13 protein-coding genes and 1 tRNA gene are annotated in these 17,760 nt (G+C 69.5%); 1 reads left to right on the forward strand and 13 read right to left on the reverse strand.

Going from position 1 to position 17,760, the window contains the following annotated elements:
• Nucleotides 1–106: 106 nt before the first annotated feature.
• The 6 genes from G4Z16_RS26710 to G4Z16_RS26735 form a co-directional block, all read right to left on the reverse strand.
• Nucleotides 107–1,630, reverse strand: coding sequence for a lysine N(6)-hydroxylase/L-ornithine N(5)-oxygenase family protein (locus G4Z16_RS26710; RefSeq protein WP_197353181.1), 1,524 nt, complete (start codon nt 1,628–1,630; stop codon nt 107–109).
• Nucleotides 1,627–3,246: a pyridoxal phosphate-dependent decarboxylase family protein gene (locus tag G4Z16_RS26715; RefSeq protein WP_197353182.1), complete on the reverse strand. Its 1,620-nt coding sequence runs from the start codon at nt 3,244–3,246 to the stop codon at nt 1,627–1,629. Before G4Z16_RS26715 ends, G4Z16_RS26710 begins: the two co-directional genes overlap by 4 nt.
• 273 nt (nt 3,247–3,519) lie before the next feature.
• Nucleotides 3,520–5,367 carry a coagulation factor 5/8 type domain-containing protein gene (locus G4Z16_RS26720; protein WP_246531088.1) on the reverse strand — a complete coding sequence of 616 codons (1,848 nt, stop codon included), beginning with the start codon at nt 5,365–5,367 and terminating at the stop codon, nt 3,520–3,522.
• A 370-nt stretch (nt 5,368–5,737) separates the two neighbouring features.
• Nucleotides 5,738–8,272, reverse strand: coding sequence for an aminopeptidase N (gene pepN / locus G4Z16_RS26725; protein WP_197353183.1), 2,535 nt, complete (start codon nt 8,270–8,272; stop codon nt 5,738–5,740).
• A 59-nt stretch (nt 8,273–8,331) separates the two neighbouring features.
• Nucleotides 8,332–9,111: a helix-turn-helix domain-containing protein gene (locus G4Z16_RS26730; protein WP_197353184.1), complete on the reverse strand. Its 780-nt coding sequence runs from the start codon at nt 9,109–9,111 to the stop codon at nt 8,332–8,334.
• Between the two features lie 71 nt (nt 9,112–9,182).
• Nucleotides 9,183–9,271: transfer RNA gene (locus G4Z16_RS26735), tRNA-Leu, on the reverse strand.
• An 87-nt stretch (nt 9,272–9,358) separates the two neighbouring features.
• On the opposite strand from G4Z16_RS26735, the gene G4Z16_RS26740 reads away from it, so the two are divergent.
• Nucleotides 9,359–10,033 carry an ANTAR domain-containing response regulator gene (locus tag G4Z16_RS26740; RefSeq protein ID WP_197353185.1) on the forward strand — a complete coding sequence of 225 codons (675 nt, stop codon included), beginning with the start codon at nt 9,359–9,361 and terminating at the stop codon, nt 10,031–10,033.
• 144 nt (nt 10,034–10,177) lie between these two features.
• Here G4Z16_RS26740 and G4Z16_RS26745 read toward each other — a convergent pair whose 3' ends face one another.
• The 7 genes from G4Z16_RS26745 to G4Z16_RS26775 all read right to left on the reverse strand — a co-directional run bounded on the left by G4Z16_RS26745 (nt 10,178) and on the right by G4Z16_RS26775 (nt 17,504).
• Complete coding sequence (locus tag G4Z16_RS26745) at nt 10,178–10,894, reverse strand: ABC transporter ATP-binding protein (RefSeq protein WP_197354938.1); 717 nt, start codon at nt 10,892–10,894, stop codon at nt 10,178–10,180.
• Nucleotides 10,891–11,826 (reverse strand): ABC transporter ATP-binding protein, encoded by a 936-nt coding sequence (locus G4Z16_RS26750; protein ID WP_197353186.1) that lies wholly within the window; start codon nt 11,824–11,826, stop codon nt 10,891–10,893. The genes G4Z16_RS26745 and G4Z16_RS26750 overlap by 4 nt, the downstream gene beginning before the upstream one ends.
• A gap of 2 nt (nt 11,827–11,828) precedes the next feature.
• Entirely contained in the window at nt 11,829–13,664 is a 1,836-nt protein-coding gene (locus G4Z16_RS26755; protein ID WP_197353187.1) for a branched-chain amino acid ABC transporter permease, read from the reverse strand.
• Nucleotides 13,665–13,669: 5 nt separating this feature from the next.
• Complete coding sequence (locus tag G4Z16_RS26760) at nt 13,670–14,599, reverse strand: branched-chain amino acid ABC transporter permease (protein WP_197353188.1); 930 nt, start codon at nt 14,597–14,599, stop codon at nt 13,670–13,672.
• Between the two features lie 99 nt (nt 14,600–14,698).
• Nucleotides 14,699–15,940, reverse strand: a complete 1,242-nt coding sequence (locus tag G4Z16_RS26765) for a branched-chain amino acid ABC transporter substrate-binding protein (protein WP_197353189.1) — start codon at nt 15,938–15,940, stop codon at nt 14,699–14,701.
• A 288-nt stretch (nt 15,941–16,228) separates the two neighbouring features.
• On the reverse strand, nt 16,229–16,858 hold the full coding sequence (locus G4Z16_RS26770; protein WP_197353190.1) for a hypothetical protein: 630 nt from the start codon (nt 16,856–16,858) through the stop codon (nt 16,229–16,231).
• 151 nt (nt 16,859–17,009) lie between these two features.
• Complete coding sequence (locus tag G4Z16_RS26775) at nt 17,010–17,504, reverse strand: PaaI family thioesterase (RefSeq protein WP_197353191.1); 495 nt, start codon at nt 17,502–17,504, stop codon at nt 17,010–17,012.
• Nucleotides 17,505–17,760 lie beyond the last annotated feature (256 nt).

Raw genomic sequence — 17,760 nt, forward strand, 5'->3', positions numbered from 1 at the left:
GGTAGTCTTCCACCCCGGCGGCGCCCTGTCAGCGGCTCGCAGGATTCGGTGCCGCGGTTCTGATTCCGCCGAGCGCCAGCCCCCGGGAGGGCTCCTGCGCCATGCCCTATGTCATGCGCAGCGGACGGAAATCCGCGTGCTGCCGGTCCGCCTGCTCGGCCACGCCGGGGGAGCCGTTGGCCAGCGCACCCTCCGGGCGCAGCCCGAACGTCGTGAACGCCGTGCGCCGCGGGAGCCGGTAACGCTCCTCACCCGTCAGCGAGTTGAGGATCACCGCGCTGCGGTGCGCCGCCAGACCCAGATCGGGTGCGCCCACACCGTGCGTGTGCCGCTCGGCGTTCTGCACGTAGACGGAGCCGGACACGGACCGGTCCGTCACCAGCCGGTAGTGCTCGTCGACCCGGATACGCTCCGACGCGTCCCGCCGCAGCCACGGCTCCAGCGAAGCCAGCACGCCTCCCAGCGGTCGCTCCCGGTACCCCGTCGCGAGAACCACCGCATCCGTCGCCAGCCGCGTGCGCACGTCCTGCTCGGTGTGCTCCAGATGCAGCTCCACCCGCGTCGCACCGATGCGCCCCGCCGTGCGGACCGCCACCCCCGGCGTGAGCACCGCGTCCGGCCAGCCGCCGCCCAGCGTGCGGTGGTACAGCTCGTCGTGGACCGCGGCGAGAGTGTCGTGGTCGACCGCCTTGTGCAGCTGCCACTGCCGAGGGACGAGACGGTCCCGCACCGGCTCGGGCAGACCGTGGAAGTAGCTCGTGTAGTCCGGGGTGAAGTGCTCCAGCCCCAGCTTGCTGTACTCCATGGGCGCGAACGCCGCGCTGCGCGTGATCCAGTGCAGCCCCTCCCGGCCCGCGGGGCGCCGCCGCAGCAGATCGAGGAACACCTCCGCACCCGACTGGCCCGAGCCGACGACGGTCACGTGCCCGGCCTCAAGAAGACGCTGACGGTGATCGAGGTAGTCCGAGGAGTGGATGACGGGCGCACCGGCGCCCACCGACGAGGCCAGAGAGCGCAGCGGCTCGGGCACATGCGGCGCCGTGCCGACGCCGACAACCAGGTTGCGGGCGTACGAACGGCCCTGCGCCGAGGGGCCGTCGGCGTCCTGCCGGGTGAAGTCGACCTCGAACAGCGCCGCTTGGGGATCCCACCGCACGGCGTCCACACGGTGGCCGAAGTGGAGGCTGTCCAGCCCTTCGCAGACCCAGCGGCAGTACGCGTCGTACTCCGTGCGCTCGATGTGGAAGCGCTCCGCGAAGTAGAACGGGAAGAGCCGGTCCTGCGCCTTCAGGAAGCTGAGGAAGGACCACGGGCTGGCCGGGTCGGCGAGGGTGACCAGGTCGGCCAGGAAGGGGACTTGGAGCGTGGCGCCCTCGATGAGCATGCCGGGGTGCCAGTGGAAGCCCTGCCTCTGCTCGTAGAACGCGGTACGCAGACCCGGGATGCCGTGTGCGAGAGCGGCGAGGGAGAGATTGAACGGGCCGACGCCGATGCCCACGACATCCAGCGGCGGAGATTCGGCACCTCCGCCGGATCCGTCCGCCTCGGGCCGTCGCTGCCCCGGCACCGCGGACGTCAGCTTCGCCGCGGCTGGGGGCCGGGCCGTGCGCGATTCGTCGGCTGTCGTCATGGGCGGTGCCTCCTTGCGGTGCTGGTGATGCTGTCGACGAGCGCGGGCCGAGGAGGCGGCGGCGAGAGCGATGACGGGTCGGCCGCCGCCGGAGCCGACGAAGCCGCCCCCGCATCCGGGAGGGCATCGCGCACGAGCTTGAGCAACGACTCCAGGTCGCTTCGGCGGGCGTACGGGTTGAGCAGCGTCGCCTTCAGCCACAGGTCCTCTTGCTCGCCGCTTCCGGACCCGGCCGCGCACGCACCGATGTCGGCCCGGCCCAGCACCGCGCTGCCGTCCGCCATCAGGCGGCGCCTGACAGAGGCCACCGCCGCACCGTCCGCGCCCACCGGACGGAACAGCACCGTCGACAGCTCCGGCCTGGCGAACAGCTCCAACTCCCGGTCCGCCGCGACAAGTTCCGCCAGCGAATGCGCCACCGCGCAGGTCCGCTCCACCAGCCCGGCCAGCCCGCTGCGGCCGAGGGCGCGCAGCGTGACGGCCACCTTCAGCACGTCGGGACGGCGCGTCGTACGCAGCGAACGCCCCAGCAGATCCGGAAGCCCGGCGTCGCAGTCGTCATCCGCGTTGAGGTAGTCGGCGCGGTGGTCGAGCGGCGACAGATCCCGCTCGTCCGGCACCACGAACATCCCCGCTGCCACCGGCTGCCACCCCAGCTTGTGCAGATCCAGGGTGACGCTGTCGGCCCGCTCCAGACCCGCGAGAAGCCCGCGCAGACGCCGGCTGAAGAGCAGCATGCCGCCGTACGCCGCATCCACATGCAGCCTCGCGCCGAACTCCGCGGCCACATCGGCCAGTTCACCGAGTGGGTCGATCACGCCCGCATCGGTCGTGCCGGCGGTCGCGACCACGAGGACCGGAGCGCCCTGCCCCTGCCCGGCGAGAGCCGCACGCAGCGGGTCGGGGGCGAGCACCCCGCCGGGAGCCGGGACACGCACCGGCTCGGGCAGGCCCAGCAGCCATGCGGCGCGGTGCACGCTGTGGTGTGCGTTCGCGCCGCAGACGACGCGGACATCCGGGCCGAGCCGCTCACGGGCCAGCAGCACACCCAGCTGATTCGACTCCGTGCCGCCCGTGGTCACCAGGGCGTCGGGGACCGCCTTCCTGCCCCGTACGGCCCCCTCGCCGCCGGGCCCGCCGTCACCCCCGGCCCCGCCGTCGTACACGAGCCGGGCCAGCGCCCTGCACGTCCGAGCCTCCAACTCCGAAGCGGCAGGCGCCTGATCCCATGAATCCATCGACGGATTCAGCGCGCTCGCCCCGAGTTCCGCCGCGGCCGCCACCGCGAGCGGAGGGCAGTGCAGATGCGCCGCGCAGAGCGGATCCGCGGGGTCGGCCGCGCCCTCGGCCAGCATGCGCACCAGCGAACCCAGTGCTTCCCGCGCGCCGCTGCCCTGCTCGGGGATCACACCTCCGCGCAGCACCTCGGCGACGTCGGCGGCCACCCGCCGCGGCCCGCCGCCCGGCAGGGGACCGCAGCGCCGCACCGCCCCCTCCTGAAGGGCGTCGATCACCACACCGGTCAACGGACGCAGCGCGGCGGCTCCTTCGGCGCCGCCCGCGAGCAGCGGGGCACGGGCACCGTCGGTGGGCGCGGAGGAGGTCGGGAGCGGCATGAGCGGGAATCCTTCGCCGTCGCGGTCCCACAACCCCCGGTCCGGCGAGCACACGAGCGGTGCCCGCCGGACCGGGAAGGAGTGGTGAGGTAGCCCTAACCTACGTGCGGACGGCGCCTGTTGATCTCGTATCGGGCCTGGTTCGCCCGAAGGGGTGATCTTCATGGCGTGAGGCTCCCCGGGGTCTCTCGCCACGGGGAGCCTCACGCTTCGTCAGGCGGCTGCCGCGCCTCGAACTGCCTTCGCCAGGGCGCCTGCGTCACGGCACCCGCGTCACGGATACGCGGTGACCGTGGCCACGTTGCTGTCCGCGTTCGCAGGGCCGCCCGTGTTGTTGACGACGTGCTCGATCGTGCCCGTGCCGCCGAGCGACACCGACGTCATGTGAAGCAGCTTCACGCCCTCCGCCTGCGGCACCTCGAAGGAGCGGTCCGCGACCACAGACTTGTTGACGTTGAAGAAGCAGTAACTCCCCAGCCCGAACGCCTGGTGGTCGGTGACGGAGCCGTCGACCTTGTAGGCCGCGAAGCCCCGCGTGTCACCGTTCATCCAGGAATCCTGGTCCGGCGGGTCGTAGGGCATCTCGTTCTGGAAGAAGTAGGTGCGGCCTCGCTCACCGTTCCAGATGACCTGGTACTTCTTGTAGTGCTCGGCGAACAGCCCGTACGCGGTCACGTCGTCGCCGTTGACGATCAGGCCCGTGTCGGCGGGGTTGGTGTCCCAGCCGACTCCGTCGCCGTGGTCGGCGCGCCACAGCCACAGATGGTCGGCTATCACGTGCGAACTGTTGACCACGAGGCTCGTCTCCGACTTCGCGGCGCCGATGCCGCCGATGCGGATGAACACGTCGTGCAGCGACGTCGGGTTGGCGGAGTGGTCCGCGCCGGCGCCCTCCGGGCCGATCTCGATCAGCGTCGGAGAGTTCTCCTTCCCCGCGTCCACGAGGAACCCGGCGAGCTTGACCCCGTCCACATCCGCGACCGTCAGCACCGCCTTGCCGCTCGACGGCATGAGCGTCGCCAGCCCCAGCCCCAGCACCACCGTGTTCTTCTTCGTCACCGCCAGCGGCTCGTCCAGCTCGTAGACGCCCGGCGTGAGCAGCAGATGCTTCCCGTCCGCCAGCGCCGAGTTGAGGGCGGAGGCCGAGTCGCCCGCCTTCGCGATGTGGAAGTCACCCAGCGGCAGCGACTCGCCCTCCGGGGCGCCGCCGGACCAGCTCGCGCCGGTGGAGTCCTCGCGCAGCGCCGGCACGAACACCTCGTATCCGCCGTCCTTGCCGACGTGGAGGAAGGGCTTCTCACGCACCTTCGGCGTCGCCTCGACGGTGGTGTACGGGGGGGAGGGGAAGCCGTCGCCGCCCGGGGCGTTCTTCGCGCCCACGAAGACCATGTTCCAGTTCGACCCCGACCAGCTGCCCCACTCGGTGTTGCGCGAGAGCCACTGCTGCTGCGAACCGGAGCGCACCTGCCCGTCCACCACGGTGTCGGCCATCAGGCCGCCGCTGGACCAGCCGCCGTCGTCCAGCTCCAGGTCGCCCTTCACATGCATGCGGCGGTACGGGGCGGCCTGGGAGACCGCCCAGCGGTCCTTGCCGCCCGACGGGGTCACCGAGATGCCCTCGGCGGAACGCCAGAAGTTCTGGGTGGCGTTGCCGTCGAACCAGTCGGCCTCGGCGTGGACCGCGCCGGAGACCTTCACGTCGTCAGGGGTCAGTCCGAGCCCTGCGACCTGGGTGAAGAATCCGACGTTCACGTCGACGTCGTACGAGCCCGGCTTGAAGAGGAAGGCGTGGCGCCCCTTGCCGAACTGGGCGGTCTCCTGCTCCTTGAAGACCGAGTCGACCTTCGCCTGGATGTCCTCGGCGGAGGTGTCCGGGCCGAAGACGGAGACGTTCGGACCGAAGTCGGGCTCTGCGGCGGAGGCGCCGGAGAGGGCGGTGAGGGCGGAGGCCGCCCTGGGAGCGGCGGCGACGCCGAGGCCGCCGAGTCCGGCGGCGGCCAGTGTCGCCAGCACCGTACGGCGGCGGAGGCCGGGCCTGGACGGTGAAGCGGGGGCGTCCTGGGCGCCCGGCGCCTTGCCGGGCTCCTCGGTGCCGTGGGGCAAGTGGGGTGTGGGGGACATGCGGGTCCAACTCCTCGACGGTGTCAGGATGGTGAGAGGACCGTAGGTCTGGACTAATGGCGGGTCAATACTAAAGTTAAGACCTGAGAAAAGTGCGGCGAAGCACACAGGCCGGCCCTTGCCGGGCCGGTACGGGCACGCCGGCCCGGCAAGGACCGGCTGCTGACGCCACGTTGAGGCGAGCGGCCAGCAGGGACCCATGCGGAGAGCATCTGCTGATGGAGGCTCACCCGGGGGCGCACGATCGCGCCGCGCCCCCGGATCCAACACCCCGCTCCGTGCCTGCAGTTGACACCCGAGCAACCCGAGCAACCCGAGCAACCCGAGCCCCGGTTCGTTCACCCGCTCCGCAAACGGGGCCCGCGGACGGTCAGCCGACCGCCTCGCGAACGCGCAACGCGCGCCGCAGATCATCCAGTTGATCGACCAGCTCCCGCCGCAGCGTCGGCGTCACACCCTCACCGTCCACGAAGTCCGCCCCACGGCGCAGCACCGCCTCGTCGACGACCGTACGAGGGAACGCCATCCGCCCCACGATCGCGGCCACGGCGGCACCACGCCGAGCGGCAACCGGCACCGCATCCGGGAAGTACCGCTCCGCGAAACCGCCCTCCTCCAGCAACTCCCCCTGCTCCGGCTGCCAGAAGCCCTGCGCCGTCGCCCGCATCAGATAGTTCGACAACTCGTCCGAGACGAACATCGCCTCCCACGCCGCCTCCTTCATCGCCGCGTCCGGCAACGCCGCCCTGCAACGCGCGGCACCCTCCTGGCCCGTGGCACTCGGATCGCGGGCCAGCTCCGCGCCGATCTCCGCGGTGCCCACCGCACCCAGCACCGACAGACGCAGCAGCAGCCGCCACCGCAACTCCGCGTCCAGCACCGGACCACCGCCGGGCACCGAACCGCCCTCCCACCAGCGGTACAACTCCCCGGCGTCCGCGGCACAGTCGACGAACTGACGCACCGCGGTCAGACGCAGCCCCGGCACATCCCCCTCCGCCGAGGCACTCTCGGTACGCGACAGCACCTCCCGGCACACCCCCGTCAGCAACTCCAGCGCCGCGTCGCGCCGTTCGGGCAGCAGGAACCGGTCCGCGACCGTGCCGCGCGCGAACGACAGCACACCCTGCAGGACCGCCACCTCCGGCTCCGACGGAGCGTGGTCCCGCACCGCCTGAAGGAACTCCCACGGAGGCAGCTCCGCGTCCCTCACCATGTCCCGTGCGGCATTCCAGATCACCCCGCGCGACAGGGCCTCCGGAAGACCCGACAGCGTCTCCCGCGCCGTCCGCCACGAGACATCGTCAAGGCGCACCTTCGCGTACGTCAGATCCCCGTCGTTCAGCAGCAGCAGATCAGGACGCGGCCCCTCCGCGACGAGTACCGACTCCGCCTCGTCCGCCGCCACTTCACGCTCGACACGCTCCCGCAGCACCAGACGGCCGGGATCCGCCGGCGCCACGTCGTAGAGCCCCAGCTCCAGCTGATGCGGACGGCTTCCCTCCCGCCGCAGCGCCACCGACCACTGCCCGCTGCCCTCGTCGACGCGCGGCGAGAACGTGTCCACGCCTGTCGTACGCAGCCAGAGCTCCGCCCAGCCGGGCACATCCCGGCTCGACGCCCCCGCTAGCGAACCGATGAAATCCGCCAGCGACGCGTTCCCGAAGCGATGCCGCGTCAAATGCCTGTTGACGCCCGCCAGGAAGTCCTTCTCGCCCAGCCACACCACGAGTTGACGCAGCGCCGACGCACCCTTCGCATACGAGATCCCGTCGAAATTCAGCAACGCCGAAGCGGTGTCGGGCACCGACTCCGGCTCCGGAGCCACCGGATGCGTCGACGGACGCTGATCCGCGTCATAGCCCCAGCTCTTGCGCGCCACCGCGAAGTCCGTCCACATGCCGGAGAAGCGCGTCGTCTCACGCAGCGTCTGATAGCCCATGTACTCGGCGAACGACTCGTTCAGCCAGATGTCGTCCCACCAGCGCAGCGTCACCAGATCCCCGAACCACATGTGCGCCATCTCGTGCGCCACCGTCACACCACGCGTGCGCCGGTCCAGATCCGTCACCGCAGACCGGAACACATACTCTTCCTTCAGCGTCACCAGCCCCGGATTCTCCATCGCCCCGGCGTTGAACTCCGGCACGAACGCCTGGTCGTAGGAGTCGAACGGATACGGCTCGTCGAAGACCTCGTGATACCGGTCGAAGCACCGCCGGGTGATGTCCAGCAGCTCCTCGGCATCCGCGTCCAGGAACTCCGCCAGCGAGCGCCGCACATGAAGACCGAAAGGCAACCCGGCGTGCTCCGTACGCACCGAGTGGTACGGCCCCGCCACGACCGCCACCAGATACGTGCTCAGCGGCGGAGTCGGCGCACACTCCCAGCGGCCCGCGGACGTCTTGCGCGCGACGCCGTTGCCCAGCACCGTCCAGTCGTCCGGGGCCGTCACCGACACCTCGAAGACCGCCTTCAGATCCGGCTGGTCGAAACACGCGAACACCTGCGGGGCGTCGTCCAGGAAGCACTGCGTATACAGATACACACGCCCGTCGGCCGGATCCGTGAACCGGTGCATCCCCTCACCGACCCGCGAAAAAGGCATCCGCGCCTCGACCCGCAGCTCGTGGGCCCCCTCCGCAAGGCCCCGCAGCCACAGCCGGCCGTCGAACGCACTGCTCGCGTCCAGCGCGACCCCGTCCAGCTCCGCGCGCAGCAGCTCGACGGGCCGCACATCCACGAACGAGTCCGCCCCGCCCCGGCCCTCCTTCACGGAGAAGCGCACGGTCGTCACCGACCCGAACTCCTCCTCGCCGCACGTCAGATCGAGATCGACGACATAACGCTCCACTTCGAGGAGCCCGGCCCGCGTACGCGCCTCATCGCGCGTCAGTGATGACATGGGGCAATGCTGCCGCACCTTCCGTGACGGCCGCATCGGAGTAAAGGCGGGGCACGGAGTCAGTACTTCGGCCCGACTTGCGCGTCCATGAGCGCGACGGATGCTCGGCGTGCGACGGAGATGTGGTACGGGTCGCTACCGCGAGCGTTGGTCTTCCACTCCACACCGACTCTGTCGAGAGTGTCCGTGTAGATCTTCCTGATGTCGTCGGACTTGTTGGTGAAGAAGTACCGCGGGTATTCATAGCGCTTGCGCTTTCCGGCGACCATCCGGGTCGTCCAGTTCGTGATGCGGCAACCGTCGGAGTGGATCAGTCCTCGCACGAGATTCCACGGATGTTCGTTCACGATTTCCTGCTGCCAGTCAGTCAGCACGATGCGGCGCTCATGCTTTCTGCCTGGGCCGTGCTGAGGGAAAAGACATTTCCAGTGCTTGGTGTAGGACTTCACTTCCGTACAGCCGATCTTCATGCGGCGTCCCGTGCCCGCCCCGGTGATCACCTTCCGCATGGCGTCCTCTGCCGCGGCGATGAGGCCGGGCCACCCGTCGCAGCAGTAGATCGACAGGTGGTTCTGCTTGTGCTTGGCGACGATGTGACCGTCGCCGAGATAGAGACCGAGTAGGTAGGAGTACGCCGGCCCGTCGATCGGCAGGTTCTGGCAGCGCGGGCAGTCGTGCTGGCGCTCGACCACGATTCCCCGGTCTTTACGATCCTCGTGCAGCCACCAGCCGACGGTCCCGACCGGTACGCCGAGCCTCTCTGCCACGATCGAGTTGCGAAGACCCTGCCTGAGGAGGGCGAGAGCTTCGGCTCTGAGTGAAGGGGCGTGCTGTTCCATGCACGCAGCGTGAACGGTTCGCAGTCATGGGGAGACGGAACAGATGATCGACCACTCGAAGGAGTGATCGATGGTGCCCGGTGTGGGATTCGAACCCACATGCCCGCAAAGGGCACGGCGGTTTGAGCGCCGCGTGTCTGACCAGTTCCACCAACCGGGCGGGGCGCAGCTCACCCTACCGCGTACCGGTGTGCGTTCGCCCCTAGGTACCCTCGTACCTCCCACCTGTGCGGAAACGAGGAGCCCAGTGAGCACCGCGGACATCCCCGAGCCTGACAACTCCGACGCCGACGCCTCCGCTGCCGGGGAGCAGAGCGCCCATGTGCCGCCGCTGACCACGCGAGTGGTGATCGCGGAGGATGAGGCGCTGATCCGGATGGATCTGAAGGAGATGCTGGAGGAGGAGGGCTACTCCGTCGTCGGTGAGGCCGGTGACGGCCAGAGCGCGGTGGACCTGGCGCGGGAGCACCGTCCGGATCTGTGCATCTTCGATGTGAAGATGCCGGTGCTGGACGGGATCTCCGCGGCCGAGCAGGTCGCGGAGGAGAGCATCGCGCCGGTGCTGATGCTGACGGCGTTCTCCCAGCGGGAGCTGGTCGAGCGGGCGCGTGACGCGGGCGCGATGGCGTATCTGGTGAAGCCGTTCAGCAAGAGCGACGTGGTGCCGGCGATCGAGATGGCGGTGTCGCGGTTCACGGAGATGCGGACTCTGGAGAAGGAGGTCGCGGATCTCTCGCAGCGTCTGGAGACGCGGAAGCTGGTGGACCGGGCGAAGAGCGTGCTGCAGACGCAGTACGGGCTGACGGAGCCGGCGGCGTTCCGCTGGATACAGAAGACGTCGATGGACCGGCGGCTGTCGATGCAGCAGGTCGCCGAGGCCGTGATCGCGGACGGCGAGGAGCGCAAGCAGCAGGAGCGGTGACGGCGGGCGGGTGTCCGGCTGGAGCGTGATCCCCGCACTTTGGATCACCGGCCGGTGCTGCCGCCGCAAGAGCGCGAGTGGGCCGCCCCCGGGTGCCGGGGGGCGGCCCACTCGCGTGTGACCGTGTGCGGGCTGCGCCGCGGGTCAGTCCTCGCCGAGGTACGCCTTGCGTACCGACTCGTCGTGCATGAGTTCCTGACCGGTGCCGGAGAGGGCGATGGTGCCGATCTCCATGACGTGGCCGTGGTCGGCGAGGGAGAGCGCGGCCTGGGCGTTCTGCTCGACGAGAAGGATCGTCGTGCCCTGTGCCTTGAGCTCTGTGATGGTCTCCATGATCCTCTGCATCATGATCGGGGAGAGGCCCATGGAGGGCTCGTCGAGCATGAGCAGCTTGGGCTGGGACATCAGGGCGCGGCCCATGGCGAGCATCTGCTGCTCGCCTCCGGAGAGGGTGCCGGCGGCCTGGCTGCGGCGCTCCCCGAGGATGGGGAAGAGCTCGTAGGCGCGCTCGATGTCCCGCTGTATGCCTGCCGAGTCCTTGCGGAGGAAGGCGCCGAGCTGGAGGTTCTCGGTGATGGTGAGGCGGGGGAAGATGCGGCGGCCTTCGGGGGAGTGCGCGAGCCCCTTGGCGACGATCTTGTGTGCCCCCATGTCGTTGATCACTTCGCCGTCGAAGATGATCTTTCCGGCGAGGGGCTTGAGGAGGCCGGAGAGGGTGCGCAGGGTCGTCGTCTTGCCGGCGCCGTTGGTGCCGATGAGGGTGACGACCTGACCGGCCTCGACGCTGAAGGAGATGCCCTTGACGGCTTCGATCTTGCCGTAGGCGACGCGGAGGTCGTCGACTTCGAGGAGTGGCATCAGGACCGCTCTCCCTTCGGGTTCTCGTCGCTCCCGGCGGGGCCGGCCGCGGCTGCCCCGGGTCCGTCGCCGCCTCGGTTCTCCGCTTCGCGGACCTCCGCGGCCTCTGCCTCGCCGGGCTCGCCCTCGAAGGGTGTGCCGAGGTAGGCGGCGACGACTCGTTCGTCGGCCTGCACCGTCTCCGGTGAGCCTTCGACGAGTTTCTCGCCCTGCACGAGGACGGCGACGCGGTCGCAGAGGTTGAAGATGAAGCGCATGTCGTGCTCGATGACGAGTACGGCTGTGCCCTGTTCCCGTACGGCGAGGACGAGGTCGCGGGTCGCGCTGGTCTCGCCTGCGGTCATGCCTGCGGTGGGCTCGTCGAGCAGCAGCAGGCCGGGTTCGCTGGCGAGGGCGCGGGCGATCTCGAGCTTGCGCTGTTCGCCATAGGGGAGGTTGCGGGCGAGGTGTTCGCGCTTGTCGGCGAGGCCGGTGAACTCGAGGAGTTCCATGGCCTTTTCCTCGGAGGTGCGTTCGGCCTTGCGGAAGCCGGGGCCGCGCAGGAGCGCGGAGAGCAGGCCTTCCTTGGTGCGTGTGTGGCGGCCGACGAGGACGTTCTCCAGCACGGTCATGTTGGAGAAGAGCCGGATGTTCTGGAAGGTGCGTGCGATGCCGGCCTTGGTGACCAGGTGGGAGCGGTGCGGCAGCACGGTTCCCTTGTAGGAGACCTGGCCCTCGGTCGGTATGTACAGGCCGGTGAGGCAGTTGAAGAAGGTGGTCTTGCCGGCGCCGTTGGGGCCGATGAGACCGACGATCTCGCCGCTGTCGACGTTGAGGTCGACGTTGCGCACGGCGGTGAGGCCGCCGAAGCGCATGGTGACTCCGGAGGCCCGCAGCACGTCGGTGCGTCCTGCGGGCACGGCGTCCTGCACGCCGGTTGTCGTTGTGGTGGTCATCGTCATGCCTCCGTCTTGCTGAGGCCGGGGCCGCCGGTCGGTACGTCGAGCTGGCCGGTCTCGTGGAATTCGAGCTTCTTGCGGCGGTCCGCGAGGAGGCCTTCGGGGCGGAAGCGCATCAGGAGCACCAACGCCAGTCCGAAGAGGAGGAGCTGGTAGTCGCCGATGAACTGCAGCTTGGCCGGGATCAGGTAGAGCAGCGAGGCGCCGACGAGGGGTCCGCTGACCGTTCCCATGCCGCCGAGGATGACGGCGGCGAGCAGGAACGCCGAGTTGGGCGGCACGACTTCGACGAACTGGTACTGCTCGGGCGTCACGGACGAGGTGACGTGTGCCTGCACGGTGCCGGCCATGCCGGCGAGGGTGGCGCCGAGTGCGAAGGCGATGAGCTTGACCCGGAAGCCGTTGATGCCCATGGCGCGTGCGGCGGTCTCGTCCTCGCGTACGGCGACCCAGGCGCGGCCGATGCGGGAGCGGTCGGCGCGGCGGAAGATCGTCACGATGATGATCGTGAAGACGAGCATGAGCAGGTAGTAGTTGGCGAACGGGCCGAGTTCGACACCCATGATGGTGTGGTCCTCGCCCAGGTCGAAGCCGAGGATCACCAGGTCCGGGATGTTCGCGATGCCGTTGGCGCCGTTGGTGACCGACGGTCCGGAGGAGCCGTCGAGGTTCTCCATGCCGATGCGGAAGATCTCACCGAAGCCGAGGGTGACGATGGCGAGGTAGTCGCCGTGGAGCCGCAGTGTCGGGGCGCCGATGACGACGCCGAAGACGAGTGAGGCTCCGGCACCGGTGAGGACGGCGGCCCAGAAGGGGAACTCGACGCCCAGGACGGATGTGTCCGATCCGGAGACGAGTGCCGCGGCGTAGGCGCCGACACCGAGGAAGGCCACGTATCCGAGGTCGAGGAGGCCGGCGAGGCCGACGACGACGTTGAGGCCGAGTGCGACGGTGGCGAAGATCAGGATGTTGGCGGCGACGGAGGTGTACTGGTCGCTGCTCTGGGTGAAGGGGAAGCATGCCGCGGCGACGAATGCCGCCGTGAAGGTGACGTTGCGGTGCTTGCCCGTGATCTGGCCCAGCCGCTGGCTGAGTCCCGCGCGTGCCAGGGCGGTGGCGGCGAAGCCGACGAGGATCAGGAAGCCGATGAAGAGTTCGCCGTACGGGGTGTCGATGCCGTAGGTGAAGACGAACAGCGCGATCCCGAACGTGACGGCGATGATGAGCAGTTCGGCCCAGCCGGGGAGGTCCCGCGCGCGCTCGGGCGCGGGGGCCTTGAGGGAGTGCCGGAAGCGCTGCCAGGCGCCGGGGTTGCGCAGCGCGGGGTCGGCGGGGTCGAAGGGTTCGTCGGCCCGGAGGCCGAGGGCGCCGACGACGGTGACGAGGCTGGCGAGTACGGCGACCCACATGCCCGGTTCGAAGTTGACGAGCCCGCCGAGTACGACGGCGATGGCGCCGGCGGTGAACCAGGCGACGCCGAGCGTTCCGATGGCCAGCAGCACCACGGGCGCGGTCCTGCCGCCCGGGGTGAGCCAGCGCAGCCCGCGTACACCGCTGCCGGCGAGCAGCACCGCGAGGGTGAGGACCGACCCGACGAGGGTGAGGGTCTGCAGGTCGACGGGTGAGCCGTAGTAGGTGAGGTCGCCGGGGAATTCGGCCGTCCAGGTCCAGGCGAGCATGGTGCTCGCGAGGGTGCCGACGGCTCCGGCGGCGGTGAGGATCCGGGCTGCCTTGGGGGGCAGCGGCAGGGCGCCGGGCGCGCCGGTGGGGTCGAGCGGTTCGGCCGGTGTGGCCTCGGAGGTGGGAGTGCCCGCTTCGGGGTTCGTGGTTGCCATCGCTATCACGCCCTGTCCGCGATGCGTTCGCCGAGAAGGCCCTGTGGTCGTACGAGGAGCACGAGGATCAGCAGGACGAATGCCCATACGTTCTTCCAGGCGCCGCCGCCGAAGAGTTCCATGCCGGGGATGTGCTCGATGTAGGCGGTGGCCAGCGATTCGGCGAGGCCGAGGACGACGCCGCCGACCATGGCCCCGTAGATGTTGCCGATGCCGCCGAGCACGGCCGCGGTGAAGGCCTTTAGACCGAGGATGAAGCCGATCTTGAAGTCGATCTGCCCGTACTTGAGGCCGTAGGCGATGGCCGCGACCCCGCCGAACGCGGCGCCGATGGCGAACGCGGTGACGATGATGCGGTCGGTGTTGATGCCCATCAGCTTCGCGGTGTCGGGGTCCTGCGAGGTGGCCTGCATGGCGCGGCCGGTGCGGGTCTTGGCGACGAAGAAGCCGAGGGCGATCATGCACACGGGCGCGGCTATGAGCAGGAACAGCTCGCCGCGCTGGACGTTGGCGCCGAGGATGTTGACGCTCTCACCGCCGAACTGCGGGAAGGTCCGGGCCTTCTTCGCGTCGGGGTAGAAGCTCCAGATCAGCTGCTGGAGCATGATCGACAGGCCGATTGCGGTGATGAGGGGCGCGAGCCTGGGCGCGTTGCGCAGCGGCCGGTAGGCGAAGCGCTCCGCCCCGATGCCGACGAGCACGGACACTCCGACGGCCATGACCAGCATGACCGGCAGGGCGAGCATGAGGGCTGTGCCCTTGGGGAGGATCAGCCACGCGGTGAGGCCGCCGAAGGCCCCGAACATGACGATCTCGCCGTGGGCGAAGTTGATGAGCTGAACGATGCCGTAGACCATCGTGTATCCGATCGCGATGAGCCCGTACATCGCGCCGAGGATGAGTCCACTGGCCAGTTGCTGCGGCAGGTCGTTCACCGCGGGGCCTCCGAGTGGTGTCTGGATACGACCGCGCGGGGGCGCTGTTGGCGCCCCCGCGCGGCGTAGTGGTGTGGTTGAACGGGGCGGTCGCCCGGCTCAGTCTTCTTCGAACGTGCCCGTCTTGACGGGCTTGTGCTCCCCGTCCTTGACCTCGTACAGCGAGAGCTGCTTGTTCGTGGTGTCGCCGTACTCGTCGAAGCCGACCTTGCCGCTGACGCCGTCGAACTTGACGTCCTGCATGGCTTCGGAGACCTGCTCGCGGGTGTCGTTCATGTCCTCGGGCAGCTTGCCGTCGTTCTTCTCGGCGACGGCCTTGACGGCCTGGATGATGGACCAGGTGGCGTCGTAGGCGTAGCCGCCGTAGGCCTCGTAGGGCAGCTTGTAGCCGGCGGCCTCGTAGTTCTTGGTGAACTCCTTGGCGCTGTCGAGGGTCTCCAGCGGGGCGCCGACGGAGGAGGCGATGTCGCCCTCGGAGTTCTTCTTGGCCAGCTTCACGTACTCGGCGCTGAAGAGCGCGTCACCACCGACGACGGGGCCCTTGAGACCGGCCTTCTTGGCCTGGTCGGCGAGCGGGGCGCCGGCGGGGTACTCGCCGCCGTAGTAGACGAAGTCGGGCTTGGCCTTGGCGACCTTGTTGGCCACCGCGGTGAAGTCCTTCTCCTTGGGGTCGACGTGGTCGGTGCCCACGACCTTGCCGCCGAGGTCCTCGAACTCACCCTTGAAGGTGGCGGCGAGGCCCTTGCCGTAGGTCTTCTTGTCGTCGATGACGAAGACCTTCTTCAGCTTCTTCTCGTTGTACATGTACTGCGCCGCGTACGGGCCCTGGATGGCGTCCGTCGTGGAGGTACGGAAGTACGTCTTGAAGGGGCGTTCCTTCTTGCCGGTACGCCAGTTGGTGCCCTGCGTCAGCTCGGGCGCGGTGTTGGCGGGGGAGACCTCGACCATGCCGGCCTTGTCGAAGACCTTCTGCATGGACTGGCCGACGTTGGAGTTGAGGGGGCCGACGGCACCGACAACCTTGTCGTCCGCGACGAACTTGTTGGCGTTCTGCTGGCCGGCGGAGGGCTGGGCGGCGTCGTCGAGTGCCTGGAGCTTGAACGTGACGCCGTCGACCTCCTTCTTCTTGTTGGCGGTCTTGACGGCGAGGTCGGCCGAGTTCTTGATGCCCTGGCCGAGCGCGGAGAGATCACCTGTGAGCGGGGCGTCGAGACCGATGGTCACGGTGGTGTCCCCACCACTTTTGCCGCCGCTGTCCTCGCCGCGCGAGCCGCAAGCGGTCAGCACGAGAGATCCCGCGGCGACCGCGGTGGTGATGATGAGCAATGAACGGTGGCGCACGATCAGTCCTTTCCCCTGGCGCGGCCTTCGGGAGATGAAGGGCCGTGTCGCGCGCCGGGCACCCTGAACGTGGAACGGATCAGGGTTCTCACTGCACACCCGGCTGCGCGGTGACTGGCGGTGACTCTATGGCCGTCGGATCGCGGGGGGCAGAGGGGCAGGGCAAGGTGTGACGTTCTTGTTATTGAGACCCGACCACAGCGTGTCCGTACGGGAGCGTCCGGGAAGATCCGCTCTGTGACGTGCGTGTAGCGGACACATTTCGGAAGTGCGAATCAGCAGATCGCCTCAGGGTTCGGATGCACTCTTCGAGGTGTCCTGCTCGCAGAGCGTCCGGAATGCGAGCGTGAGTGCGTCCGCGTAGCGCTCGCCCGGGATCACGCTCAGCTCCTGGCGCGCACGGTCATTACGAAGAGTCACGTTGAGGAACGGTGAGCGGGCACGGAGCGGCACCCGGTCACAATTGGTGACTCTCGCCTTGAGGAGCAGGGTCCGCGGGCGGCCGGGTGAGACGGAAACCGGTTGCCCTTCGTCGAGGTTCAGATGGACGGCCTCGTATCCCTGGTCGACGTCGAGGACGGTCAGCGGCGCGGTGGCCGCCGCGTGCATCTCGACGGAGAAGGTGCGGCGGGCCCGGTCGGAGACGGCCAGGCGGTCGAAGGTGATGCGCGCGGTCTGCGCGGGGTAGGGCATGCGCCGGGACGTGGCCGAGGGCAGCGCATCGTCGGGCTCCGGGCGGGGCTCCGCCTGTCTCTGCTGCGGCTGCGGCTGCGCCGCGGGCGGCTGGGTGGCGATCGCGTAGCCACCGCCTGCGAGCAGGAGGAGTCCGAGAGCTCCGGCCGCGGTGCGCCGGGTCCGCGGTGAGAGGTCGTACCAGCGTTCGGCGATGCCGGTGCTCTCGCGCCCCGAGTACAGCACGTCCCCCTGCGGGGGCTGTGGACGCGGAGGCCCCTGCCGGGGCTGTGGCCGCGGAGGGGGGACACCGCGGCTGCGAGCAGGGGCAGGGGGTCTTCGAGGGGTGTCCGCTGCCCCTCCCCGTCTGCGTCCGGTGCCGGCCATGTGCGGGAAGCTAGCGGCCTTCCGGCGGAGTGACCAGAGTGGCTGCATCCGGTGCGGCGTCGCGCAGCAGGCATGTGAGCCGGGCGGTGCACACGCGCTTGCCGTCGTCGTCGGTGATGACGGTCTCGTACGTCGCGGTGGAGCGTCCCTGGTGGACGGGTGTGGCAGTGCCCGTGATCAGTCCGGAGCGGACGCCGCGGTGGTGCGTGCAGTTGAGGTCGACGCCGACGGCGATTCTGCCCGGGCCGCAGTGCAGCATCGCACCGACGGAGCCGAGGGTCTCGGCCAGTACGGCGGAGGCACCGCCGTGGAGCAGGCCGTAGGGCTGGGTGTTGCCCTCGACGGGGAGCGTGCCGGTGACCTTTTCGGGTGAGGCGTGGAGGATCCGCAGGTCCATGCGCTCACCGAGGTGCCCCGCGGAGAAGAGCGCGGGCAGGTCCATGCCGGATCCCGCCCACCGGTCGAGGATCTCCTGCGGGAACGTGGTCCTGGTGTGCTCGCCCATGGGCAGCGGCTCCGATCACCTTGTGGGGCCGGCCTGCCGGTGTGCCCGTCCGGGCGGTCGTCCCGGCAGGCCTGCGCGGTCAGTTGTCAGGCACCGTCCTATCAGGTCGCTGAGCGTGCGCTCAGGCCCGAGTGACGCGGATCACCGGTGACTTGCCCCCCGGGCGCCGCCCGTGTCGGCGGCGGCGTCCGGTGTCAGCAGGACGTTCGTCCCGGGGTGCGCCCGGACCCATCCCGAAGGCCCCTCTTCAGTCCTC

This window comes from Streptomyces bathyalis (assembly GCF_015910445.1).
Lineage (GTDB): Bacteria > Actinomycetota > Actinomycetes > Streptomycetales > Streptomycetaceae > Streptomyces > Streptomyces bathyalis.